We start from the raw sequence: 23,882 nt of genomic DNA, 5'->3' as shown, positions 1-23,882 counted from the left end.
CCAATGGATTTCCATGTGCTGCGCCCGCAACAGCACCTGATCCTGGGTGAATTCGGCGAGCACTCGCCGCTCGGCCTCGTACGTGTCCAGCAGGCTTTCCCCAGCCACCCCGCGACCCACCAGTGCGAGCTTCCAGGCCAGGTTGTCGGCGTCCGGGATCCCAGTGTTCAGGCCGAAACCACCGGTCGGCGGCATCACGTGGGCGGCGTCGCCGACCAGGAAGACGCGGCCTTCGCGATACCGGTCGGCGAGCCACCTGCTTGATCGCCACGGCAGCGTGCTGAGGATTTCCACCGGCAGGTCGGGTACGCCGATCGCGGCCCGTACGAGCGTGGCACAACGCTCGGCCGGGTAGTCATCGACAGTCTCGATGCCGGCGTTCATGATGTGGAACGCCCAGCGATGCGGGTAATCGATCGGGATCAGGATTCCACCGACGTCGTCGTTGCGGATCCCGCACATGCCAAAGGCGTTGGCCGGGATCAGCTCGCTCAGGTCGGCGTCGAAGAGGGTGTTGATGACATAGCCGGCGGCCAGCTTGCCGGCGCCGGAGCGGGGGATGCCGGCCAAGTCGCGGGCCGCGCTGTTGGCTCCGTCCGCGGCCACCAGATAGTCGGCTTCGATCAGCCGCGGTCCGTCGCTCGTACGGACAGTCGCTCGTACGCCCCGCGCATCCTGGTCGAGACCTTCCAACTCGGCGTTGAAACGTACGGTCACACCCTCGGCGACGGCGGCTGTCAGCAGCACCAGATCGAGCCGGTCCTGGCTGAGACTGCCGGTGGTGGCCGGCGTGAACGTGTCGAAGGCTGTCTGCTCGCCCATGCTCAAGGGGCTGCGTCGGTTGGTTGGCGCCGCTGGCGAAGTCAGTACCGACCACCCGCTGCACGTCGATCCGGCCGATGGCGGCCCCGGTCGGCCGCTGGACCGCCGCGAGTTGTTCGGTCAGGCCGGCTGCCTGCAGCACCTCGGCGGCGCGCAACCCGAGCCCAAGCGCCCGGGGATGGATCGACACGCCGTCGCGCCGCTCGATTACTGTCGTTCGGATGCCCTGGCGGGCCAGGAGCAGGGCGGCCGTCAGGCCGACGCTGCTGCCGCCCACGACCAGGACCGAGGTGGTTTCGCCGTGCACACATCCTCCACTGGGTACGCCGTACTCTGTTGCGTACACCGTACCCAGTGGTGGCGGTGGCGGCTAGGCGATTTCCGAACTTCGCCGCGCACTGACCAGCGTCGCGAACACACCCAGTACGGCGGCTGTCAGCGCGCCGGTCCGGCGGTGCCGGCCGCGGTAGCCGCGGTGGGTAGTGACGTCGTCGTCGAGAAGATCTGTGGCCATGGCGAACTCCAGGAACTTGGCCGAGAAAAGGCGCACTCTTGTACGCCGACGAACGAATGATGGCGTGCGTACGGCCCACTGAACCGGAAAACCGCTCTGACAATAGGTGAGGATTCAATAACCGAACGCTCGTACGGCCGGGACCTTCGGCCCTGCGGACAGCTTTCTGTAAAGCTAGTTACCGACCGGATAGTCTTTCGGGGTGAGTTCCGGGAACGCTTCGCCAGACATGATCGACGGCATCGTCGCGGCGTGGCGCACGGAGCTGCCCGAGGTGGCGAACCTGTCCCTGGAGCTGAGCAAGCGGATCGGCCGGCTGGCCGGGCTGGTGGACGCGGTTACCCTCGCTGAGCTGGACAAACTGGGTCTGACCAAGGCCGAGTACGAGGTGCTCGCGCGGCTGCGCAGCAGCGGCGCGCCATTCCGGGGCAAGCCCAACGAGCTGACCAAGTCGCTGTCGCTGTCGTCCGGCGGCACCACCAACGTGCTGCACCGGCTGACCGCGGCTGGGCTGGTGACCAGGGGAGCCGACCCGGACGACCGGCGCAGCTCGTGGGTGGAGTTGACAGCGCAAGGCGTACGAACCGCTGAGGCGGCGGTGTTGGCCGCGAACGCGGCGCAGTCCGCGCTTTTTTCGGTCGACTGCCGGCGCCGACCGGCCGGGCGCTGGCCGACCTGCTCCGCGAAGTGCAGGGCCAGCTCGACGTGCTGACCGTCGCGTACCGACGGTGATCCAGGCGGCGCGACCGGGGTCACCCGGCCGGTTGCCGTGGCGGCCGCGGTCACGCCGTAGCCTGGTGATATGAGCAGCCCAGCCGAGCGGTTCAGCCGCTCCCAGGAACGGGCCGCCTACCGGCAGGTCGCCGAGTTCGCCGCCGGTCTCGAGTTCGAGTTGGACGACTTCCAGCTGCGGGCCTGCAAAGCCGTCGAGGACGGATCTGGTGTGCTGGTCGCGGCACCCACCGGCGCCGGCAAGACGGTGGTCGGTGAGTTCGCTGTCCATTTGGCCCTCAATCAGGGTCGCAAGTGCTTTTACACGACTCCGATCAAGGCGCTGTCCAACCAGAAGTACGCCGATATGGTGGCCCGTCACGGTGCCGCCAACGTCGGCCTACTGACCGGCGACAACGCCATCAACTCGGGCGCACCGGTGCTGGTGATGACTACCGAGGTGCTGCGCAACATGCTGTATGTCGGATCGTCCACTTTGGACGGTCTGGGCTATGTCGTGATGGACGAGGTGCACTACCTGGCGGACCGTTTTCGGGGCGCTGTCTGGGAAGAAGTCATCATCCATCTGCCCGCGTCGGTGTCTCTGATTTCGCTGTCGGCGACGGTGAGCAACACCGAGGAGTTCGCCGACTGGCTGGTGACCGTGCGCGGGCAGACCGCCGTTGTCGTGGACGAGCACCGGCCGGTGCCGCTCTGGCAGCACATGCTGGTCGGCAACCGGATGTTCGACCTGTTCACCACCAAGTCCGGCGCGGTCACCAAGGACGTGGACGAGAACCTGCTGCGGCACACCCGTGACCTGCTCCGGCGCAGCTCGGAGGGCTCGTTCGCGCCGGGCCCGGGGCCGCCGGCAGGGTGGACCGGCCTCCCGTCGTACGCACCGGGGTCTGGTGCCGTCGCGCTCGGACGTGGTCGAGCGGCTCGACCGCGAAGGGCTGTTGCCGGCGATCACGTTCATCTTCAGCCGGGCCGGCTGCGACGCCGCCGTCCAGCAGTGCCTGCGGGCCGGGCTGCGGCTGACCACCACCGACGAGCGGATGGAAATCCGCCGGATCGCGGACAAACACACGACCGATCTCGGCGCCGAGGACCTGCAGCTGCTCGGTTACTGGGAGTTCATGGAGGGCCTGGAGCGCGGCCTCGCCGCCCACCACGCCGGCATGCTGCCAACCTTCAAGGAGATCGTCGAGGACCTTTTCGTCCGCGGCCTGGTAAAAGCGGTGTTCGCGACCGAGACTTTGGCGCTGGGCATCAACATGCCGGCCCGTACGGTCGTGCTCGAGCGGCTGGTGAAGTACAACGGTGAGGCACATGTCGACATCACGCCAGGGGAGTACACGCAGCTCACCGGCCGGGCCGGCCGGCGCGGCATCGACATCGAGGGGGGCACGCCGTCGTGGTCTGGGCGCCCGGCACCGACCCACGGCATGTCGCCGGGCTGGCCTCCACTCGTACCTATCCGCTGAAGTCCTCGTTCCGGCCGTCGTACAACATGGCCGTCAACCTGGTCGGCTCGGTCGGCCGGGCCCGGGCCCGGGAGCTGCTGGAGTCCAGCTTCGCCCAGTTCCAAGCGGACCGGTCGGTGGTCGGGCTGGTCCGGCAGGTCCAGCACAACGTCGAGGCGCTGGCCGGCTACCAGAAGGCGTTGACGTGCCACCTCGGTGACTTCGAGGACTATTTCCGGCTGCGTACGACCATTGGCGACCGGGAGAAGGCGCTGTCTCGCAACCGCGGCGCGCAACGCCGCGCTGCCACCCTGAAAACGTTGGAGGCGCTCAAAAAAAAGTGGGGACGTGATCTACGTGCCCACCGGCCGCCGGTCTGGGCTGGCGGTGGTCCTGGACCCGGGCGTGTCCGGGCTGAACGAGCCGCGCCCGCTGGTGCTCACGGACCAGCGCTGGGCCGGCCGGCTGTCCCCGGCCGACTTCACTGGTGACGTGCGGCCGCTGGGTCGGGTGAAAGTGCCCAAGAGCTTCGACCACCGCTCGCCGCAGGCTCGCAAAGACCTGTCCTCGACGCTGCGCAACGCCGGGGTCGAGGTGCCGGTGTCCCGGCGCCGCCGGGCCGCTGGCGGCGACGACGACGAGCTGCTGGAACTACGCGAGTCGATGCGCCGGCATCCCTGCCATGGCTGCTCCGACCGTGAGGACCATGCCCGCTGGGCTGAGCGCTATCACCGGCTGAGCCGGGAAACCGAGACCCTCCGGCGGCGGGTGTCGAACCGTACGAACACGCTGGCCCGGACCTTCGACCGGGTCTGCGAACTGCTGGAGTCGCGAGGCTATCTGTTGCCGCACGAGAGCGAGACTGCGATCGACTCACCATCGACCGAGCTCGCCGGCACCGCGGACGAAGTCACCGCGATCGGTCGCCGACTGTCCCGGATCTGGTCGGAGTCGGACCTGCTGGTCGCCGAATGCCTGCGACAGGGCACCTGGGACAGCCTCAACCCGGCCGAGCTGGCCGCCGCGGTTGCCGCGATCGTGTACGAGGCACGCGGCCCAGGCGAAGAGCCCGGCGCCGTGCCACGAGGACCGCTCGCCGACGCCCTCGCCGCCACCGCTCGCGTCTGGGCCGAGGTGGAAGCGGACGAATCCGAACGCGGCCTGTCCCTCACCCGCCAACCTGAGCACGGCTTCGTCTGGCCGGTCTACAGATGGGCCCGCGGCGAGTCGTTGGAGCGCGTCCTGCGTTCCACCTCCGGCTCCGGCCCAGACGGCGAACTACCAGCCGGCGACTTCGTCCGCTGGTGCCGCCAAGTAGTCGACCTCCTGGACCAACTCACCGGAGCCGCCGCCGCCGGCTCACCACTCGCGGCCACCGCCAGGGAGGCCGTAGGCGCCGTCCGCCGCGGCGTCGTCGCCTGGTCCTCTCTGGGCTAACCCAAACCCCCGCGGGACCGTCACCTCCAAACCAAAGTTCGTCAACTTAGACGGGACCCAACCCCACTGACCTCACCCCGCGCAGCACCGTCACCTGTAAACCAAAGTTGGTCAACTTCGTACGGGACCCAGCCCCGCTGACCTCACCCCGCGCGGCACCGTCACCTCTAAACCAAGGTTGGTCAACTTTGTACGGGACCCAACCCCACTGACCTCACCCCGCGCGGCACCGTCACCTCTAAACCAAAGTTGGTCAACTTCGTACGGCACCCAACCCCACTGACCTCACCCCGCGCGGCACCGTCACCTCTAAACCAAAGTTGGTCAACTTCGTACGGCACCCAACCCCACTGACCTCACCCCGCGCGGCACCGTCACCTCTAAAAAACCAAAGTTGGTCAACTTCGTACGGCACCCAACCCCACTGACCTCACCCCGCGCGGCACCGTCACCTCTAAACCAAAGTTGGTCAACTTCGTACGGCACCCAACCCCACGGTCCCCACCCCGAGCAGAACCGTCACCATTTCCATCAAGTTCGTCAACTTAGACGGCACCCAACCCCGTTCGGCGCCATCGGCCGCCAGGCCGATGTTGTCGCCCCTCCGGCAGGAGCGTCCGCCTTTGCAGGCCCGCGGTCTTTGCGGGCCTACAAAGGCGGACTCTCGTAGCCGTAGTCGACGGCGCCCCGCGCCGAAGGCGCCAGAAACACAGGGCGCATCGGCAGTAAGCACGAGAAAACCCCACCCCGACACCGCCCTTTGGTGTCGGGGTGGGGTTTTCTCGTGCCTGGTAGACGAGACGCCGCACCCTCACAGACACCGCCCTTAACCCAGGCGCCCATCCCCGCAGCCCACACCACCCCTAACCAGGCCACTCATCCCCCCAGCCCCACCCGCACCACTCCTAACCCGGGCACTCACCCCCGCAGCCCGCACCACTCCTAACCAGGCCACTCATCCCCCCAGCCCGCACCACTCCCAACCAGGCCACTCACCCCGCAGCAGACACCGCCCTCAACCCAGGCCACCTATGTCGAGACGCTGCCGAGGGCCACCCCGAGCCGGCCGATGGAGTTCGCTACGCCCCAGCGTTCGCCCAACGAGGCCAGGGCGGCTGGGTCGACTGGCGTGGCGGGAATGGCGTCGTCCAGTACGGGGAGGTCGATGTCGCGGACGACTCGCACTACTTTTTGGGCGGCGATCAGGTAGTCCCGGGCGGTGGTGAGTTTGGCTCGGTGCGTACGCCCCAAGGCTGTGTCGGTTTCGTCGTCGAGGGCGGCGATCAGATTGTCCAGCGACCCGTACTTCGCGATCAGGCCCGACGCGGTTTTGTCACCAACTCCCGGCACTCCGGGCAGGCCGTCGCTGGGATCTCCTCGCAGAGCGGCGAAATCCGCGTAGCCGGACGGCGGGACGCCGTACTTCGCCTGCACGGTCGCGTCGTCCATCACGACCATTTTCCTGATGCCGGCGCCGATGTAGAGCACCGCGATGCCGTCGGCATCGGAGGCGAGCTGGATCAGGTCGCGGTCGCCGGTGATGACCTCGACCGGCGACGGGCCGCGGGTGGCCAGAGTCCCAATGATGTCGTCGGCTTCGTAGTCCAGCGCACCGGCGGTGGCAATACCGAAGGCGGCCAGGATCTCCAGGATGACCGGGATCTGTGCCGCCAGTGGGTCCGGGGTGTCCTCGGCGCCGGGCGGGCCGCCGAGGTCCAGGCGGTGGGTCTTGTACGTGGGTAGTAGTTCGACTCGCCACGCCGGCCGCCAGGACAGGTCGAGGCACGCCACCAGTCGGGACGGCTGGCGCTGTTGGACGAGGGTCGAGAGCATGTCGCAGAAGCCCCGGACGGCGTTGACGGGGGTGCCGTCGGGCGCGGTGATCTTGTCGGGAATAGCGTAGAACGCCCGGAACCACAGCCCGGCCGAGTCCAGCAGCATCAAAGGTCCAGTCACGGCCCCATGATGCCCGATGCCGGCTGATAAACTACACAAGCTCCCCGCGCGCTTGCCGCACACGGAGGAGTCGGCGGTCGACAACGAGGACCGCAAGAGATCCGCAGACGGCGGATCGTCGTACCAACCGGTGCGACAGAGGGGCGGCTGTCCGTTTCGCTGCTCTTCTGAGAGGTTTGTCCCCATGAAAATCGGACTTGGGCTACCGCCCGTCGCCGACCGCGCCACCCTGCTGGAGTGGGCCCGCCGCGCCGACGCCGGCCCGTTCTCCACCCTCGGGCTTCTCGACCGGCTCGTTTACGACAACCCCGAACCGCTGGTCACGCTCGCGATGTTGGCTGGTGCGACCGAGCGGATCCGGCTGCAGACCGAGGTGCTGCTGGCGCCGATCCGGGAAACACCGTTGCTCGCCAAGCAGGTGGCGACCCTCGATCGGCTGTCCGGTCGGGGCCGGTTCACCCTCGGGCTCGGCATCGGTGGCCGCGACGACGATTATTACACGGTTTCCGGAGTGGACCTGAAGACCCGTGGCCAGCGGCTGGACGCTCAGATGGTCGAGCTGCGCGAGCTCTGGAAGGGCGACTCGGTTGGACCCGCTCCGCTGACGCCCGGCGGTCCGGAGATCCTCTTCGGGGCCTTCGCTCCGGCCGCTCTCGCGCGTGTCGCGAAATGGGGCCACGGCTTGCTCGCGGCCGGCCCGCCGCAGGGCTGGCCAAGATCCATCGACGCGGTGCGTGAGTCGTGGCGGCAGGCCGGCCGGGACGGCGAGCCGCGGATCGTCGTCCAGGTAAACGCCGCGCTCGGTACGCCGGCGGCGACCGAGGCGAGGGCCAACGCGCTCGCCTACTACGGCGAACCGTACGGCCATCATGTCGCGGCCAGCATGCTCGACCAGCCCGAGCAGATCCACGCGATCGTCGCGGACGCCGAGAAGCTGGACGCCGACGAGACGTGATCCTCTACGTGTGGGCCTCTGATCCCGAGCAGGTCACCGCAATCGCGTCGGTAATCACGGCCTGACGCAACGTTTTGTGCGGTACCCGACGCCATCGGCGGCGATTATTTATGGCGTGCTTAAGCATTCCCGCTGCTGGCGTCGGGTACCGTCCCGGCCGTGGAAGACATCGACCGTACGATCGTCGCCGCGCTCGCCCAGGACGGCCGGTGCAGCTACACCGACCTCGCCGAGCGTGTCGGCCTGTCCGTGTCCGCCGTGCACCAGCGTGTCCGGCGGCTCGAGCAGCGGGGCGTGATCACCGGCTACTCGGCGAACGTCAACCTGGAGTCCGTGGGGCTGCCGCTGACGGCGTTCATCGCGATCAAACCGATCGACCCGGGAGCCCCGGACGACGCTCCGGAGCGGGTGAAGCACCTGCCCGAGATCGAGTCCTGCTACAGCGTCGCGGGCGACGAGTTCTACCTGCTGAAAGTGCGGGTGAAGTCGCCGAGCGACCTGGAGCGGCTGCTGCAGGACATCCGGATGTCGGCAGCCGTCTCGACCCGGACGACCGTCGTGCTGTCGACCCCGTTCGAGCGGCGCCCGCCGGCCCTGTGAGCCGATGACCACTCTCTACCGGAACGGCCGGGTGTACGGCCATCCGGCCACCGCGTTGCTGGTCAGCGACGGCCGGATCGGTTGGATCGGCGACGAAACCGGCGCCGCCGGGCTCGCCGCCGACCGTACGGTCGAGCTGGCCGGTGCGCTGGTGCTGCCGGCTTTCGTGGACGGGCACGTGCACGCGACCGCTACCGGGCTGGCACTGACCGGTTTGGATCTCACCGGCTTGCCGTCACATTCGGCCGTGTTGCTGGCCATTCGGGCGTACGCGGACACCCTGCCGGTGAGTGCGGTCCTGCTTGGCCACGGCTGGGACGAGAGTCGCTGGCCGGAGCGCCGAGCGCTGACCGCTGCGGATCTGGATGCGGCAGCCGGTGGACGGCAGGTCTATCTCTCCCGTACGGACGTGCACTCCGCGGCCGTGTCGACCGCGCTGCTCCGCGAGATCGACGCGCGACTCCGCGGGTTTCTCGTCGACCGGCCATCTGAGCGTCGACGCGCATCACCAGGCTCGCGCGATCGCGTACGCATCTGTCACCGCGGCTCAACGTGCCGGTGCGCAGCGGGCCACCCGCCGGCACGCGGCCTCGCTGGGCATCGCAGCTCTGCACGAATGCGGCGGCCCGGCGATCGCCGGCGAGGACGACTTCACCGGGCTGCTCCGGCTCGCGGCCACCGAACCCGGCCCGCTGGTCACCGGCTACTGGGGTGAGTTGCGGGCCGCCCGGAAGGCTGTCGAACTCGGTGCTCACGGAGCCGGCGGTGACCTGTTCGCCGACGGCGCGCTCGGCTCGCACACCGCCGCGCGCGCTCGCGTCGCCGTATGTCGACAGCGCAACAAAAAAAGGACACGCCTATCTGTCCGCTGTGGAGATCCGCGACCACGTACTCGGCGCTGCGTGGCGGCCGGCGTACCGGCCGGATTCCACGCGATCGGCGAGGCGGCTGTCGACACCGTGCTGGCTGGTTTCCATGCCGCCACCGGACAAGTTGGCGCCGCGGTGATCCGGGCCGGGCGGCACCGGATCGAGCACGCCGAGATGATGAGCCCGGCGGCGATCCGGTTGACGGCTGAGCTGGGCCTGACGGCGAGCGTCCAGCCGGCGTTCGACGCGGCCTGGGGAGGGCCGGACGGAATGTACGCCGAGCGGCTGGGCGCCGAGCGGGCCGCGACTCTGAACCCGTTCGCTGGCCTGCACAGCGCCGGCGTCCGGCTGGTGTTCGGCTCGGACTCGCCGGTGACGCCGATCGACCCGTGGGCCGGTGTACGGGCCGCCGCCGCACATCGTACGAGCGAGCACCGGCTCGACTGGCGGACCGCCCTGGACGCGCACACCAGGACCGGCTGGGAGTGCGTGGGGGAGCCGGGTGGTGTCCTCGCGGTCGCTCCCGCGCATCTGGCGATGTTCGAGACGGACGACGATCCGCGAACATTGGTGGAGTTCGCTGCCAAGGCGCCGACGTGTCTGCGGACGTTGGTCCATGGCGCCGAAATCTTCGTCCGTGAAGGTCAAGTTGACCCTTTACCATGACTGGCCGGTGCGTCGGGAGCAACACGCCGAAGGTGGCCAGATTCGGTAGTGAAATGCTGTTGAACACGACATGGCGATGACCTGCGAAAAGGCGATAAACACCCAGGTCAGAGCGGTGTTGCGGGGCCTTGCGTAAATGCCTAATGTGCTCCACGTCGTACTCCAGGAACAGACCTGCCGGGACTCCTTTCCGCGGCACCCCCTGGGCAGCGCGCACAACGGCGTAACGCCAGGCTCAGTGGGGACGCAGGAGGGCAGACCCGCCCGTGGCGGTTCTTGGCGGTGCACAGCACTGGAGGCTTGGGGGGACCGTTAGACAACAAGCTCGCGCACTCGGCCAGGGTGCGCGCACTTGGACCGAAGGCCACTTCCACCACTGTGTGAGCCGTCGCCTGGGGTGACCTGGGGGCTGTGTCGTGTGGCGGCACCGCTCCTTCGCAAGGCACAGCGTGCTGCGAGCGCACTACCGCCACGTCGCCGGGCCGTCCCACACCATGGGGCGGCCCGCCGCCTTTCCCGTACGCGACAAAGGACCGCTCGGGCCGTCCTTATTACGTTTCTGAGAAGTTTGCCCGCCGCCCACCTGTGTAAGCGACCGGGTGGACTGACCGCGGGTAGCTTGCCGTTGCACAATGCATAGACGGTCATTCCAGCCGGGCCGGTTGCACCGGCCGGCGGACGGCCGTCCGCATTCAGCATCCTGGCCGGACGGAGTGACGCGTGGCGACAACGGTGGACAGCGACTCGGTGACCAGCCCGCCGGAGGAACCGGCGGCCGCTGCGACCGGCCGCTCCTTCCGGTATCCAGATCGGCTGCCGGCCTGGGCGGTCGCGCTCGGGTCGGTGCTGTCGGTGCGCTGCGCTGCTCTGGCTCGCGTTCCCGCCGGTCGGGCTGTGGTGGACCGCGCCGATCGCGCTCGGACTCTTCGCCCTCACCCTGCGCGGCAGTCGGCTGCGCCGAGGCGCCTGGGCCGGCTACCTGTTCGGGTTGGTCTTCTTCACCGCTGTGCTGCACTGGGCCGGTACGTACGTGGGCTCGGTGTGGCTGTTCCTGCCGGTGTCGCAGGCGGCCTTCACCGCACTGCTGGGTGCCCTCACGCCACTGACCTGGCGGCGGCCGGCGTTGCTACCGGCCCTGACAGGTGGTGCGTGGGTGCTGTCCGAAGCGCTCCGGTCGCGGATCCCGTTCGGCGGTTTCCCGTGGGCCCGGGTGGCTTTCTCGCAGGCCGACGCGCCGACGCTGAAGCTCGCTTCGCTGGCCGGCGCGCCGGGTGTCACCTTCGCGGTCGCGGCCACCGGCGGACTGCTCGCCCTCGCCCTGGTCTGGCTGCTCTCCGAGCGGCCACCGGCCGCCAACCAGCGCCAGCTGCTGAAAGTGGTCGGCGCCGCGGCCGGCGCGATCGCCCTGATGGCGATTGGCCTGGTCGTGCCGCTGCCCTCGCCGGGCGGTCCCACCGTGACGGTCGCGATCATCCAGGGCAACGTGCCGCGGCTTGGGCTGGACTTCAACGCCCAGCGCCGCGCGGTGCTGGACAACCACGTGAACGCCACCATGAAGCTGGCCAGCCAGATCGCCGCCGGCACCGCGAAACAGCCGGACTTCGTGATCTGGCCGGAGAACTCATCGGACATCGACCCGCTGGCGAACCCGGACGCGTACGCCGAGATCACCCAGGCCGCGCAGGCCATGAAGGTGCCGATTCTGATCGGCGGCATGATGAACGGCCCCGGCCCGACGCACGTCAGCAACACCTCGATCGTGTGGAGCCCGACAACCGGACCGGGCGAGCGTTATGTGAAACGGCACCCGGTCCCGTTCGCCGAGTACATCCCGCTGCGCTCGATCGCGCGGATGGTGTCGAACAAGGTCGACCTGGTGCCACGCGACTTCTACCCGGGTGACCGGGTCGGGGTGATGACGATGGGCAAGTACACGCTCGCCGACTCGATCTGCTTCGAGGTCGCGTACGACGGCCTGGTGCACGACGCGGTTGCGGCCGGCGGGCAGATGATCGCCGTGCAGACCAATAACGCCACCTTCGGCAAGACCGAGGAGAGCGCCCAGCAGCTCGCGATGGTCCGGTTCCGGGCAGCCGAGTACGGGCTGCCAGCGGTGATGGCGTCCACCACCGGCATCTCCGCGGTGGTGGAACACGACGGCACAGTGAGCCAGCACAGCGGCCTTTTCGAACAGGCCATCCTGGTCGAGCAGGTGCAGATCGCGGCCCCGGGCCACCAGATCGCCACGGTGGCGGCGGTGCTCGGCGAGTGGCCGGAGATCCTCGCCAGCCTCGCCACCGCGGTGGCGCTGGCCCTGCTGTGGTGGACTCGTCCGCAGCGCCGCCTCGGCCGCCGCCGGGAGAAGGCTGCGTGAGCCGTCCGCCGGGCGGACTATCCCGGCCTCGGGCGCGTTCTCGTCGTCATCCCGACGTACGACGAAGCCGCCAACATCCGGCAGATCATCGGCCGGCTGCGCGTGGCGGTCCCGGAGGCCGAGCTGTTGGTCGCCGACGACTCGAGCCCGGACGGCACCGGTGAGATCGCCAACGAGCTCGCGGCCGCCAGCGGCGTTGACCCTGTTCGTACGTGGGCCTTTTGGCGGCCAACTGTGCGGGAGCTGAGGTTTCCTGTCGGCGGTGGCCGCAAGCGCCTAGCCTCGGTGGGAGAGTCAAGAAAAGAGGTGACGCCATGCGCTGGTTGGCGATCACGGTGGGCACCCTCGCGGTGACGGCGATCGCGGAGATCGCGCTGGTCGTGGTGTCACTGCACTACCTCGGGCTGCTCCCGACCCTGCTGTTGCTGCTGGCGGCGAGCGGTCTGGGCATCTGGCTGCTTGCCAGGGTGGGCCCGCGTTCCTGGCGCGAGGTCCGGGAGGCGATGGCCGAGCAGCGGCCACCAGCCGCTGAGGCGGTGGACGGCGTGCTCGGGCTGGCCGCCTGCCTGCTGATCGTCGTCCCCGGGTTCCTTACCGCCGTCGTTGGCCTGGTCGTGCTGCTGCCGCCCGTTCGCCGCGCGCTGCATCACCGGGCGTTGGCGCAACTCGCGCAACGACTGCCGGCCTCGATGATCGGGCCGATGCGCGTACGAGCGCGCCGGGGTCGCGCCGCCACTACACCCGGATCGATGCCGCCGGCCACCCCGATGGACGTACGCGTCATCGAGGGCGACATCCGTCGGTAGCGTCCGACTGCCATCGACTGTTAACGGCCGGATAGCTCTCAGGTAGCTTGTTGCTCCGCTGCGCGGCTGACACTCTCAAGGAAGCTGCGGCGAACCTGTCGAGAGCTTCGGCGGGTGGACGGTCCGGCTCGCAGCTTGGGTGCCGCCCCAGACCCGACGCATTCCCCTTGCGTACGTCTGGGATGGAGTCACTGATTTGACCTCTAGCGCGGACCCCGCGGCCACACTCGACCTCGCGACGCCCCGAACAGGCAGCGATTTCGCCGAGCTCTCCCGTCGGATCAAGTCCGCCGGCCTGTTGCGCCGCCGGCCGGTCTACTACACCCTCCGGATCGGTTCGAACCTGCTGGCGCTGTTCGCCTGCTGTGTCGCGTTCCTGGTGATCGGCGACTCGTGGTGGCAGCTGCTGGTCGCGGTCGTCTTCGCGCTGGTCTTCACCCAGCTCGCGTTCATCGGCCACGACGCCGGCCACAAGCAGATCTTCCGGACCAGACGGAGCAACGACGCCATTGGGTACGTGCACGCAGGCCTGGTCGGGCTGAGCTACGGCTGGTGGGTCGGCAAGCACAACCGGCACCACGCCAACCCGAACCACGAGGACGAGGATCCCGACATCGACATGGCGGTGCTGGCGTTCAGTGTCGAGCAGTCGATGGGAAAGCGCGGATTCCTGCGCTGGATGATCAAGCACCAGGCGTACTTCTTCTTCCCGTTGCTCCTGCTGGAGGGCATCAACCTGCGCCGGGTGAGCATCCAGGCCGTGTGGACGGACGCGGTCAAGAACCGTGGGCTGGAAGCTGTCCTGGTAGTCGTGCAGACCGTCGGCTACCTCGCCGCGGTGTTCCTGGTTCTGTCGCCGCTCAAAGCCGTCCTGTTCATCGCGGTGCACCAGGCGCTCTGGGGTCTTTACATGGGCATCTCGTTCGCGCCGAACCACAAGGGCATGCCAACTCTGTCCGCTGGGCACTCCTTGGACTTTCTCCGCAAACAGGTCCTGACCTCGCGCAACGTCACCGGTGGCCGGTGGGTCGACTTCGCGCTCGGCGGCCTGAACTACCAGATCGAACACCACCTCTTTCCCAACATGCCGCGGGCGAACCTGCGGCGGGCCCAGAAGATCGTCCACGAGTTCTGTCTCCGGCACGACATCGCATACAGTCAGTGCGGGCCGCGCTGCGGTCGTACGGCTATGTGCTGCAGCATCTGCACGCCGTCGGGGCGCCACTGCGCCGCGCGTCAAGCTCCACCTAAGCACCAAGAGGAGTCATCGTGAGCCGCAGTTACAGCGAACGCCGAGATCTGGTCGAAGGGGTTTTGAGCGCCCAGAAAGTCAGTCCCGGCAAGGGAAAGTCGCTCACCGACGTCGCGGTGAAAGTGCTCGAAGCGCTCGACAGCATTCGGGAGGACATCCGCTAGACGAAACAAAAACGGGCCCCTGGAGGGCCCGTTTTTGTTTTCTCAAAGAGAAAGATGCGGGTAGGCGGGGGATCGGTGCTGGAACGAGAGGATGTTCGGGTTGCGGATCACGCCGTCCCGGATCTCGATCGCCCGCTGGATCGTGGTGCTGGCCTCCCAGGCCCCCGGCCCGGCCAGCACGGTCCGCAGGTACGGCAGGATCGCCTCGCTGTTCTCCCAGGTGGCGGCATTCCACAGATGTGACGGGCTGTGGTCGACGCCGTAGTAGTGGATGTTGTCGCCGACCACGAAGGTCGGCTCGGCGAACGAGGTCGGCCGGGCCCAGCTGAAACCCATGCCCTCGTCGCACGACACGTCGACGATCAGGCTGCCGGGCCGGAAGGCGGCCAGGTCGTCCTCCACCAGGAAGGTCAGCGGCGCCTCGGTGTCCTGCAGAACGCAGTTGACGACGATGTCGTGCCCGGCGAGAAATCCCGGCAGCGGGACCGGACCCCGATCGGACAGGACGCGGCTGCGGCGCGGGTCCGCGTCGTCGTGGTCGATGTGCACCATCCGGGCTGAGTGGATGGGCGAGCTGACGGCCGCGACTCGACGGGCCGTGACGACGTGTACGTCGTGCACGCCGAGCGCGTTCAGAGCTGTCACGGCACCCCGCGCGGTCGCGCCGAAGCCGATCACCACCGCGGTCAACCGCCGGCCGTAGTCGCCGGTCGCGCCGGAGAGCTGCAGCCCGTGCAGCACCGAACAGTAGCCAGCCAGCTCGTTGTTCTTGTGGAAGACGTGCAGTCCGAACGAGCCGTCGCTGTTCCAGTGGTTCATCGCCTCGAAGGCGATCAGCGTCAGCTGCTTGTCGATCGCAACCTGAGTGAGTTTCTCGTCCTGTACGCAGTGCGGCCAGCCCCACAGGACCTGCCCGGAACGCATCTCGGCAAGGTCCTGTATCTGCGGCTTGGGCAGCAGGATGACATCGCAGGCCTCGATCAGCTCCTCGCGTGACCGCAGCCCGGCCACCGAGGTCGCGAGCTGCTCGTCGGTGACGCCGAAGCGCTCGCCGTAGCCGTACTCGAGGTAGATGTGGTCGCGCAGCTCGGCGTCGATGCGGTCGAGGTGCGACGGATGCAGCGGCAGCCGGTGCTCGTGTTCCTTGGCCGAGTGGCCGATAACGCCGAGGTCGAGCGGTCGCTGCTCAGGCACTGTAAGCAGCTGCCAGTTGGCGCTGGGTGCCGGTGCCGCAGCCCGGGCACCGGTGCGGCGACGGACCAGCCGGCGAGGACGGCCCGGTTGGCCAGCGTGTCGCGCTGGTAGCAGGAATCGTCGTAGCAACTGAAGGCGTCGCCGCAGGCGCCGCAGCTGATCACGTAATAAGGCAGGTCTCCGGTGATGTGGTACGTACGCATGGTCATCTGGTTACCTTCTCCGCGCTGTCCGGGGTCTCCGATTCGCGCGGGGCACTGTGGTAGGCGGCGGCGGGAGCGCCGACACCCGTTCTCTCGGTGACCCGGGCGGCACCGGACTCGGTGCGACGCGGCAGTGTGGCGACTGGCCGACCATCAACCCGCTCAGCGGTGCGGTCGAGAACAAAGGGTCGCCGTGGCCTCACTCTACCGTGACCGGGCGTGCCGGGCGGGCCGCTTGGCAGGCAACAAAAAGCCTTCTCCGGGTACGGAGAAGGCGGCGATGAGGAACAACGAGCCACCCGCCGGCGACGCTGGCGGCGGGTGAACCATCAAGCTGGCGATCCGATACCGACCGCCGGCTGGCTTAGGCGGACTTGCTCCGGCGGCCCCGGAGGACCTCCAGGCGCTCGGCCAGGACCTCTTCGAGATCCGCGACGCTGCGCCGCTCCAGCAGCATGTCCCAGTGCGTACGGGCCGGCTTGGCCTTCTTCGTCTCCGGCTCCGCGCCGTCGATGAGCCGTCCCACGTCGCCGTGCCGCTGACACTCCCACATCAGTGGGATCTCCGCATCCGCGGCGAACGGCACGGTGAAGTCGTGGCCGCGTGGACAGCGGTATGACCCCTCCTGCCGGGGCGCCAGTTCGGTGTTGCGGTCGGTCTCGTAGCTGACGGCACCGAGACGGCTTCCGCGCAATGTGCGCTCACCCATGGTGGCACCCCTCCCTGATTAACCAACGTTCGCTCTGAGTAACGACGAGCGGGACGAAAGGATTCCCATTTTTCGCATCCGGTACGCCATCGTCCCGGAGTCCGCCCACTCAAGGGAAGGACGTCGGACGTTTATCGGCATGACCACTTCTCACGTTAATTGTGGTGGAGGTCACATCTCCTGCGTGATGCTCATGTGAGCGGTGGATGAATGCGGATGGTCGTCCTGTTTGTCCCAGCTTAGTGCCTTGTTCTTCGGCATTTACCCACCTGCCTGATCGAGCAGGGACCTTCTCAGTGAGTCCTCAGGAAGACGGGTGACCTGCGCCACTTCGGCCGGCGTCGAGGCGTACTGGACGTGGCCGCCGTCACGACCGCCGCTGGCGGGCGCCTCGCGAGCGGTCCGGCGGCGGCTTCGGTCGTACCGGAGAGCGACCCTCGGCCCCGGCCGCCGTGTGCGGAGAGTGAGCTTGAGGGACGCCGGAGAACGTTTTCCGAGGAACGTCCGAGGTGACGATTACTCCGAGCCGTCGAGGACCGCGAACTGCCGACTAGTCGGTGCCGGCCAGTACTGGCGCCGGCCGGTCCGCCGGCAGAGCGAAAGCCGGCGCCACCTGGTCGAGCGCCTCGCCGACGAAATCACACGCAGCGCCCGCTCGTCCCTCGCAATCCAGCCATCGGCTCAGCGCCACCCGGGTGGCCGCGATAGTGAGACCGGCGACCAGCCGGGGATACATGTCCCGTTCCGCGTCCGTGCCGGTCCGATCGGCGATCACCTCGGCGAGGGACCGCTCCATCGCGACGTACGAGCCCAACTGGTACGGCAGCAGGGACGGCGTCTGGTGCAGCATGCGGATCTCAGCGATCCAACGCTTGGTCTCTGGCGTGGCGTCGTGCACTAGTAGCAACATCACGGACCGCAGCGAATCGGCGATCGCCTCGTCATGCGGCCGGCTTCCCAGCTGCTTGATGAGCCGCTGACCACGCATCCGGCTCTCGTCGACAATCGCCTCTTCCTTGCAGGCGAAGTAGTTGAAGAACGTCCGAGGAGACACGTCCGCGTCGGCGGCGATGTCGTCGACCGTGACCCTTTCCACGCCGTCGCGCAGACACAGCCGTACCGCCGCTGCGGCCAGCGCCACTCTGGTGGCCTGCTTCTTGCGTTCACGCAGCCCATCGACCCTCTCGACCATGCCCGCTATTAAAGCATCCATTGCATTGCCTGAAAGCTTGCACGCTAGAGAACTTTGCATGATCTGCAATAAGAGTTAGAGTTTGGTCAAAAGGCACGTCCGGCTTCACCGAGGGAGATCTTTGATGACCCAGACGACCGCGCATCCGCTGCCCATGGAACGGAAGGACCCACTCGCCCCGCCCGTGGAGTACGACCGGCTTCGCACCGAGGCGCCGGTCAGCCGGCTGTCGTTCCCGGACGGCAGTGAGGGCTGGCTGGTCAGCAGGTTCGCGGACGTGACCTCTGCGCTGGTCAATCCGGTCTTCAGCTCCGAGCGTCGGTTCAACAGCAGCGCGGTGAACACCGTGACGCTCACCGAAGAGGAGCGCAAGAACAGTGGGTTCGCCGCTTCGTTCATCGGCATGGATCCGCCAGACCACACGCGCTACCGCCGGATGCTGACCGGCGGCCAGTTCACCGTTCGCCGGATGAAGTCGCTGACCCCGCGGATCGAGCAGATCGTCGACGAGCACCTGGACGCGATGGAAGCGGCCGGCCCGCCGGCCGACCTGGTCCAGCAATTCGCGCTGCCGATCCCGTCGCTGGTCATCTGCGAGCTGCTGGGCGTCCCGTACGAGGACCGGGTCAGCTTCCAGGGGCGGACCTCCACGCTGCTGCGGTTGGACCGGTCCAAAGAGGAGCTGCTCGACGCCCTGAACGGCATGGCGACGTACATGCGTGGGCTCGTCGCCGACAAGCGCAGGAACCCCGACGACGCACTCATCAGCGACCTGATCACCGCGGTTCCCGAAGACGGTGTGCCGCTGACCGACGAGGAGCTGCTCGGGATCAGCAACCTGCTGCTGGTCGCCGGCCACGAGACCACCGCGAACATGATCGGCCTCGGCACCCTGGCCCTGCTGACGCACCCGGACCAGTGGGCGATGGTACGAGACAACCCGGACACCATCGAGCGAGCCGTCGAGGAGATGCTGCGCTACCTGTCGATCATCCAGTTCGGCCTGCCACGGATCGCCAAGGCCGACACAATGCTTGGGGACCAGCAGGTCAAGGCCGGTGAATCGGTGGTGCTCGCGCTCGCGTCGGCGAACCGGGACGCGGCGCACTTCGCGTCGCCGGAGATCCTGGACGTGACCCGGGACGCGATCCGACACGTGGGCTTCGGCTATGGCGTCCACCAGTGCCTTGGCCAGCAGTTGGCCCGGATGGAGATGCGGTCAGCGTTCGCGAAACTGACCCAGCGGTTCCCGAACCTGCGGCTGGCCGTACCAGCCGACGAGGTGCCCATGCGGTCGGATATGGCCATTTACGGCGTACACAAGCTGCCGGTCAGCTGGTAGCGGGATCGACCTCGCGCAGCCGGCACCGAAGCCGCCAGGTCTCGGTGCCGGCCAGCGCATCGGCTTTCTAGAGCAGGTCGGGTGGGATGTTGCCGGCCTGCTCGATGGCCTTGCGAATCGGCACGAACGCGAGCACGCAAGCGCCGACCACGAAGAAAATGATCAGCGAGATGATCGCCAGCCGGTAGCTGCCGAAGAACTGGAAGACCAGGCCGAACATCAGTGGCCCGAGCCAGCTGGTGCCCTTGTCGCTGATGACGTAGATGCCGAAGTACTCGGCTTCCTTGCCGGGCGGGATGAGCTGGCTGAACAGCGACCGGCTGAGCGCCTGGCTGCCGCCGAGCACCAGCAGCCGATGCCGACGCCGAGCCCGATGAACGGCAGGATCTGCCCGACTGGCAGGAAGAACGCGAGCACGATCAGCACGATCCAGGCGATCAGCGAGCCGATGACCGTCTTGACCGCGCCCACTCGCTTGGCGACCGCACCCAGGGTCAGCGCGCCGAAGAACGCCACGAACTGGATCAGCAGGATCGTCGGCACCAGCACCGCCTGGGCCAGTTTGAGTTCGTCGGTCGCGTACTGAGCCGCGAGCAGGATGACGGTCTGGATGCCGTCGTTGTAGATCAGGAAGCCGACCAGGAACAGGATCGTCAGCGGGAAAGCGCGCAGCTCGGCGAGCGTACGACCGAGCTGACGGAACCCGAAGATCAGCGGATTCCCTTGGGCGACGCCCTCCAGCGGCGGCCGGTTCCGGATCATCACCAGCGGGATGATCGTGAAACCGGCCCACCAGATGCCGGCCGACGCGAGCGCGTACCGGGCGATGGTGCCGGTCTCCCAGCCGAACTTCGGCCCGAGCAGCACGGCAGCCACCGCGAAGGCCAACAGCAGACCGCCGCCGATGTAGCCGTACGACCAGCCGATGGAGGACACCGAGTCGCGTTTGTCCGGCGGCGCCAACTGGGGGAGGAACGAGTAGTAGACGGCGATGCTGGCGCTGTAACAGATGTTCGCGATCAGGAACAGCGAGCCACCGAGCAGGTAGCGGTCACCCGTACAGAAGAGCAGCAGGACGGTGGCGGCGGCCCCGAGGTAAGCGCAGACCGCCATCAGCTCGCGTTTGCGCGGCGACCGGTCCGCGATCGCCCCAATCACTGGCAAGACGAAGACACTGAGCAGGACCGACAGGGACACGACGTACGAGAAGAAGGATCCGGCGGCGACGGGAATGCCCAGCGGATGCACGAGCCCGTGCGCATCCGCCGCCTTCTGGGTGACTGAGCTGAGGTACGGGCCGAGGAACACGGTCACGCAAACCGTGTAGAAGCCGTGGTTCGCCCACTCGTAGAAATACCAGCCGGTCCGCTCTCGTTTGTCGGCGTAGCCCGGCGTCTCAGCGACCGTCGCCGCGGTCACGCGCGATGTCCCGGTAGCGGGTTTGCGATCGGTCTTGGGGAAGCGTAGGTGCGCGGCACGGCAGCAGTATGCCGCCCCCAGCCCATCCCCACCGCCCCGATCCCCGATTCCCCCCAAGATCGCCCCCACCCCGCGCAGGACCGTCACCTTCAAACCACAGCCAGCCAACCCAATGACCTCACCCCCCGCGCGACCCGTCACCTCTAAACCAAAGTTGGTCAACTTAGACGGGACCCAGCCCCGCTGACCCCACCCCCCCCCGCGGGACCGTCACCTTTAAAACCAAAGTTGGTCAACTTCTTCTACGGCACCCAACCCCGCTGACCCCACCCCGTGCGGGACCGTCACCTTTAAACCAAAGTTGGTCAACTTAGACGGGACCCAGCCCCGCTGACCCCACCCCGTGCGGGACCGTCACCTCTAAACCAAAGTTGGTCAACTTCCTACGGCACCCAACCCCGCTGACCTCACCCCGCGCGGGACCGTCACCTCTAAACCAAAGTTCGTCAACTTAGACGGGACCCAGCCCCGTTCGGCGCCATCGGCCGCCAGGCCGATGTTGTCGCCCCTCCGGCAGGAGCGTCGGTCTCTCAAGGCCCCGCGGTCTTTGCGGGGCCTTGAGAGACCGACGCTCGTAGCCGTAGTCGACGGCGCCCGCGCCGAAGGCGCCAGAAACACAGGGCGCATCGGCAGTAACCATCGGAAAATCCCGCCCCCACCACCGGTCTTTGGTGGCGGGGGCGGGATTTCCCGGTGGCTGGTAGACGAGACGCCGCACCCTCACAGACACCGCCCTTAACCAAGGCGCCCATCCCCACAGCCCACACCGCCCTTAACCCAGGGCACTCACCTCCACAGCCCACACAGCCCTTAACCCGGGCACTCACCTCCACAGCCACACCGCGCTTAACCCGGGCACTCACCTCCACAGCCACACACCGCCCCTACCCCAGGCGCCCATCCCCGCAGCGGACACCACTCACACCTCACACGCTTCCGAGCTTGACCTCAATCAATATTGAGGTTCTATCGTACGGACAACAGCAGACAAGAGGGAGCAAATCCATGACAGCGCCAATCCTGGTGACAGGCGCCACCGGCAAGGTCGGCCGCCAGGTCGTCAGCCAGTTGCTCGACGCAGGACGGCCAGTACGCGCCGCGGTTCGCGATCCGGATCGGGCCGCCCTGCCGGCTGGCGTGCAGGTGGTTCAGGCCGACCTGGGCAATCCGGACAGCATCGCCGCGGCGGCCGACGGGGTCGAGGCAGCATTCCTGCTCTGGCCGTATTTGAGTGTGCCGGTGGACGCGGCGTCGACGGTGGTCGAGGCGGTCGCGAAGCGGGCTCAGCGGCTGGTGGCGTTGTCCTCGATGGGTGTGCATGACGAGCGGGCGAAACAGGCCGACGACAACTCCGAGTTCCACGCCACAATCGAGCGACTGGTCGAGCGCTCGGCGACCGAATGGGCGTTCGTACGGCCGGGTGGCTTCGCCGGGAACACGCTCGGATGGGCCGAGCAGATTCGGGCGACCGGCGTGGTCCGGCAGCCTTTCGGTGAGCTGGCGCGGCCGCTGATCCACGAGGCCGACATCGCCGCGGTCGCGGTGGCCGCGCTGACTGGCGACGGGCACATCGGCGCGAAGTACGCGGTGAGTGGTCCAGCCTTGGTAACCCAGCGGGAGCAGGTGGCGGCAATCGGGGCGGCAATCGGACGTGAGCTGCGGTTCGACGAGATCCCCGCCGAGCAGGCCCGTCCGCAGCTGGTCGAGGCCGGCTGGCCAGCCGCGATGGCCGATGAGGCGCTGCGGGTCTGGAGCGGGATGCTGGCCCACCCGGAGCCGATGACCCGTACCATCGAGGCCGTAACCGGCCACCCGGCCCGTACGTTCGCGCAGTGGGCCGTCGACCACGCCGACGACTTCCGGTAGGCGTCGCTTCGCTTCAGGATGGCCAGAGGCCGCGTTCCTGGTAGACAGACCGCAGGGTTTCCAGGTCGTCGGTCATGATGCCGTCTACGCCGAGGTCGAGCAGCCGGCGCATCTCGGCCGGGTCGTCCACGGTCCAGATGTGCACCTGCATACCCAGCGCGTGCGCGCGGCGGATGAGCCGGGCGTCACCGATGGGAATGCCGTTCTGTGCGGTCGGGATCTGCACGCACGGCACTCGCGGACTGCGTCCGTTGGCGCCTGGTGGCGGCAGCAGCAGCCACGAACCGAACCGCAGGGCGGCCACCTCGCGCGGGCCGGTGGACGTACACAGCCGCGACCCGAGCGCGGCCCGGGCCATCCCCAGCCGGCGGCCGGAGAAGGAGCCGAGGCACACCCGGTCCAGCGCGTTCGTACGGCGGATGGCCTCGACCAGCGGCCCGACCGACGCGTCCGCCTTCGGGTCGATGTTGAAGCGCAGGTCCGGCCAGGCGCCGAGCAGGTCCTCCAGCAGCGGGATCGGTTCGGCGCCGCCGATTCGGGCCCGCTTCACCTGCGCCCACGGCAGCTCGGAAATCACCCCGGTGCGGTCGGTGACCCGGTCCAGGGTGCTGTCGTGGAAGGCGACCAGCACGCCGTCCGCGGTCAGGTGTACGTCGGTTTCGACGTACCGGTAGCCGAGGCCGACGGCGCGTTCGAAGGCCGCAGCGGTGTTCTCCCGCCCGGCGAGCGCGCCGCCGCGGTGAGCGAAGGCCAGCGGGAGCGGATGGTCCAGATATAAGGGAACCGGTGTGCCACCGCAGCAGTATCGCCCGGCCCCGGCTGGTCCGGCACGCTGGATCGGATTGACCGGATAAGACTTGCTATGCCCCTTAATCGCGGGTGAACTCTGCGTACGGCTGGCTCGGCGCGGACAGACCGCTGGAGCCTGCGGTCGCACCCCATCGATAGGGTGTCGCCGAGGGGAGTGGTCAATGCGCGTGCTCGGGGTCGATTTCGGCACCTCCAATACAGTGGCGATGCTGCGGACCGCGGACGGCCGGGTGCGGCCGCTGTTGTTCGACGGGTCGCCGCTGTTGCCGTCGGCCGTCTATCTCGGCGTCGACGGCAAAATACTCGTCGGCCGGGACGCCGAACGAAATGCGCGAGTGGACCCGGGCCGGTTCGAGCCCAACCCCAAGCGGCGCGTCGACGATGTCACTGTGCTGCTCGGCGAGAGCGAGATCGAGGTGCCACGGCTCGCCGCCGCGGTGCTCGAGCAGATCGTCACCGAGGTCCGCCCGGCAGATCGGCGGGATGCCTGACCAG

20 protein-coding genes and 3 pseudogenes are annotated in these 23,882 nt (G+C 67.9%); 14 read left to right on the top strand and 9 right to left on the bottom strand.

The genetic code is table 11. The annotated features are described in order from the left end of the window. On the bottom strand, positions 1–822 hold an 822-nt coding region (locus GNX96_RS42925; protein WP_279583022.1), incomplete at its 3' end, for an FAD-dependent monooxygenase. 145 nt (positions 823–967) lie between these two features. Beyond that, positions 968–1,099: pseudogene (locus tag GNX96_RS66425) on the bottom strand (FAD-dependent monooxygenase); the annotation flags it as partial. Between the two features lie 439 nt (positions 1,100–1,538). On the opposite strand from GNX96_RS66425, the gene GNX96_RS42915 reads away from it, so the two are divergent. Both GNX96_RS42915 and GNX96_RS42910 read left to right on the top strand, forming a co-directional pair. Beyond that, positions 1,539–2,048, top strand: a complete 510-nt coding sequence (locus tag GNX96_RS42915) for a MarR family winged helix-turn-helix transcriptional regulator (RefSeq protein WP_279583020.1) — start codon at positions 1,539–1,541, stop codon at positions 2,046–2,048. Between the two features lie 90 nt (positions 2,049–2,138). Further along, a pseudogene (locus tag GNX96_RS42910) lies at positions 2,139–4,950 on the top strand (DEAD/DEAH box helicase). Between the two features lie 1,029 nt (positions 4,951–5,979). Here GNX96_RS42910 and GNX96_RS42905 read toward each other — a convergent pair. Beyond that, positions 5,980–6,906 carry a 5'-3' exonuclease gene (locus GNX96_RS42905; protein ID WP_279583019.1) on the bottom strand — a complete coding sequence of 309 codons (927 nt, stop codon included), beginning with the start codon at positions 6,904–6,906 and terminating at the stop codon, positions 5,980–5,982. Between the two features lie 184 nt (positions 6,907–7,090). Between GNX96_RS42905 and GNX96_RS42900 the strand changes: the two genes are divergently transcribed. The 9 genes and pseudogenes from GNX96_RS42900 to GNX96_RS42865 all read left to right on the top strand — a co-directional run bounded on the left by GNX96_RS42900 (position 7,091) and on the right by GNX96_RS42865 (position 14,592). Continuing rightward, positions 7,091–7,861 (top strand): LLM class flavin-dependent oxidoreductase, encoded by a 771-nt coding sequence (locus GNX96_RS42900; RefSeq protein WP_279583018.1) that lies wholly within the window; start codon positions 7,091–7,093, stop codon positions 7,859–7,861. A gap of 159 nt (positions 7,862–8,020) precedes the next feature. Further along, on the top strand, positions 8,021–8,461 hold the full coding sequence (locus tag GNX96_RS42895) for an Lrp/AsnC family transcriptional regulator (protein WP_163573269.1): 441 nt from the start codon (positions 8,021–8,023) through the stop codon (positions 8,459–8,461). A 4-nt stretch (positions 8,462–8,465) separates the two neighbouring features. Beyond that, positions 8,466–8,849 (top strand): annotated as a pseudogene (locus GNX96_RS59620) (amidohydrolase family protein); the annotation flags it as partial. Continuing rightward, a complete protein-coding gene (locus tag GNX96_RS42890) occupies positions 8,827–9,996 on the top strand; it encodes an amidohydrolase family protein (protein ID WP_279583017.1) in 1,170 nt (389 codons plus the stop codon). The pseudogene GNX96_RS59620 and the gene GNX96_RS42890, both read left to right, overlap by 23 nt. A 778-nt stretch (positions 9,997–10,774) precedes the next feature. Beyond that, positions 10,775–12,370 (top strand): apolipoprotein N-acyltransferase, encoded by a 1,596-nt coding sequence (gene lnt, locus GNX96_RS42885; RefSeq protein WP_313885931.1) that lies wholly within the window; start codon positions 10,775–10,777, stop codon positions 12,368–12,370. 48 nt (positions 12,371–12,418) lie between these two features. Then, positions 12,419–12,724 carry a glycosyltransferase gene (locus GNX96_RS61880; RefSeq protein ID WP_163573274.1) on the top strand — a complete coding sequence of 102 codons (306 nt, stop codon included), beginning with the start codon at positions 12,419–12,421 and terminating at the stop codon, positions 12,722–12,724. After that, positions 12,685–13,176, top strand: a complete 492-nt coding sequence (locus GNX96_RS42875; RefSeq protein WP_163573267.1) for an FxsA family protein — start codon at positions 12,685–12,687, stop codon at positions 13,174–13,176. Before GNX96_RS61880 ends, GNX96_RS42875 begins: the two co-directional genes overlap by 40 nt. 196 nt (positions 13,177–13,372) lie before the next feature. Then, the gene (locus tag GNX96_RS42870) at positions 13,373–14,449 is read left to right on the top strand and encodes a fatty acid desaturase family protein (RefSeq protein WP_279583016.1); all 1,077 of its coding nucleotides are present in this window, start codon (positions 13,373–13,375) and stop codon (positions 14,447–14,449) included. After that, positions 14,446–14,592: a DUF6307 family protein gene (locus tag GNX96_RS42865; RefSeq protein WP_163573266.1), complete on the top strand. Its 147-nt coding sequence runs from the start codon at positions 14,446–14,448 to the stop codon at positions 14,590–14,592. Before GNX96_RS42870 ends, GNX96_RS42865 begins: the two co-directional genes overlap by 4 nt. Before the next feature lie 42 nt (positions 14,593–14,634). Here the strand turns inward: GNX96_RS42865 and GNX96_RS42860 are convergent, their stop codons facing one another. The 3 genes from GNX96_RS42860 to GNX96_RS42850 form a co-directional block, all read right to left on the bottom strand. Next, entirely contained in the window at positions 14,635–15,786 is a 1,152-nt protein-coding gene (locus GNX96_RS42860) for a N(5)-(carboxyethyl)ornithine synthase (RefSeq protein ID WP_163573265.1), read from the bottom strand. Positions 15,787–16,353: 567 nt separating this feature from the next. Further along, the gene (locus GNX96_RS42855; RefSeq protein ID WP_163573264.1) at positions 16,354–16,698 is read right to left on the bottom strand and encodes an RNA polymerase-binding protein RbpA; all 345 of its coding nucleotides are present in this window, start codon (positions 16,696–16,698) and stop codon (positions 16,354–16,356) included. 550 nt (positions 16,699–17,248) lie between these two features. After that, the gene (locus tag GNX96_RS42850; RefSeq protein WP_163573263.1) at positions 17,249–17,890 is read right to left on the bottom strand and encodes an acyl-CoA-like ligand-binding transcription factor; all 642 of its coding nucleotides are present in this window, start codon (positions 17,888–17,890) and stop codon (positions 17,249–17,251) included. Positions 17,891–18,014: 124 nt separating this feature from the next. Between GNX96_RS42850 and GNX96_RS42845 the strand changes: the two genes are divergently transcribed. After that, the gene (locus tag GNX96_RS42845; protein ID WP_163573262.1) at positions 18,015–19,232 is read left to right on the top strand and encodes a cytochrome P450; all 1,218 of its coding nucleotides are present in this window, start codon (positions 18,015–18,017) and stop codon (positions 19,230–19,232) included. A 67-nt stretch (positions 19,233–19,299) separates the two neighbouring features. Here the strand turns inward: GNX96_RS42845 and GNX96_RS59610 are convergent, their stop codons facing one another. Next, a complete protein-coding gene (locus GNX96_RS59610) occupies positions 19,300–19,530 on the bottom strand; it encodes an MFS transporter (RefSeq protein ID WP_279583023.1) in 231 nt (76 codons plus the stop codon). Further along, positions 19,452–20,651: an MFS transporter gene (locus tag GNX96_RS42840; RefSeq protein WP_279583015.1), complete on the bottom strand. Its 1,200-nt coding sequence runs from the start codon at positions 20,649–20,651 to the stop codon at positions 19,452–19,454. Before GNX96_RS42840 ends, GNX96_RS59610 begins: the two co-directional genes overlap by 79 nt. A gap of 1,065 nt (positions 20,652–21,716) precedes the next feature. Between GNX96_RS42840 and GNX96_RS42835 the strand changes: the two genes are divergently transcribed. Further along, a complete protein-coding gene (locus GNX96_RS42835) occupies positions 21,717–22,577 on the top strand; it encodes an SDR family oxidoreductase (RefSeq protein WP_163573261.1) in 861 nt (286 codons plus the stop codon). A gap of 13 nt (positions 22,578–22,590) precedes the next feature. Here GNX96_RS42835 and GNX96_RS42830 read toward each other — a convergent pair whose 3' ends face one another. Next, on the bottom strand, positions 22,591–23,514 hold the full coding sequence (locus tag GNX96_RS42830) for a glycerophosphodiester phosphodiesterase (protein WP_279583014.1): 924 nt from the start codon (positions 23,512–23,514) through the stop codon (positions 22,591–22,593). Between the two features lie 34 nt (positions 23,515–23,548). Here GNX96_RS42830 and GNX96_RS42825 point away from each other — a divergent pair, with 34 nt between their 5' ends. Next, the gene (locus GNX96_RS42825) at positions 23,549–23,878 is read left to right on the top strand and encodes an Hsp70 family protein (protein ID WP_279583013.1); all 330 of its coding nucleotides are present in this window, start codon (positions 23,549–23,551) and stop codon (positions 23,876–23,878) included. The last annotated feature ends 4 nt before the right edge of the window (positions 23,879–23,882 follow it).

Source organism: Fodinicola feengrottensis (assembly GCF_010993775.1).
Classification (GTDB): Bacteria; Actinomycetota; Actinomycetes; order Mycobacteriales; family HKI-0501; genus Fodinicola; species Fodinicola feengrottensis.
The sequence above is the reverse complement of the archived record's forward strand: the minus strand, read 5'-3'. Positions and strand labels throughout refer to the sequence as shown.

Bases quoted from the DNA above. Each gene is read 5' to 3' on its own strand.
- GNX96_RS42875 (WP_163573267.1), top strand. From the start codon at position 12,685: ATGCGCTGGTTGGCGATCACGGTGGGCACCCTCGCGGTGACGGCGATC.
- GNX96_RS42835 (WP_163573261.1), top strand. From the start codon at position 21,717: ATGACAGCGCCAATCCTGGTGACAGGCGCCACCGGCAAGGTCGGCCGC.
- GNX96_RS42845 (WP_163573262.1), top strand. From the start codon at position 18,015: ATGACCCAGACGACCGCGCATCCGCTGCCCATGGAACGGAAGGACCCA.
- GNX96_RS42900 (WP_279583018.1), top strand. From the start codon at position 7,091: ATGAAAATCGGACTTGGGCTACCGCCCGTCGCCGACCGCGCCACCCTG.
- GNX96_RS42855 (WP_163573264.1), bottom strand. From the start codon at position 16,698: ATGGGTGAGCGCACATTGCGCGGAAGCCGTCTCGGTGCCGTCAGCTAC.
- GNX96_RS42825 (WP_279583013.1), top strand. From the start codon at position 23,549: ATGCGCGTGCTCGGGGTCGATTTCGGCACCTCCAATACAGTGGCGATG.
- GNX96_RS42850 (WP_163573263.1), bottom strand. From the start codon at position 17,890: ATGGTCGAGAGGGTCGATGGGCTGCGTGAACGCAAGAAGCAGGCCACC.
- GNX96_RS42890 (WP_279583017.1), top strand. From the start codon at position 8,827: ATGCGGCAGCCGGTGGACGGCAGGTCTATCTCTCCCGTACGGACGTGC.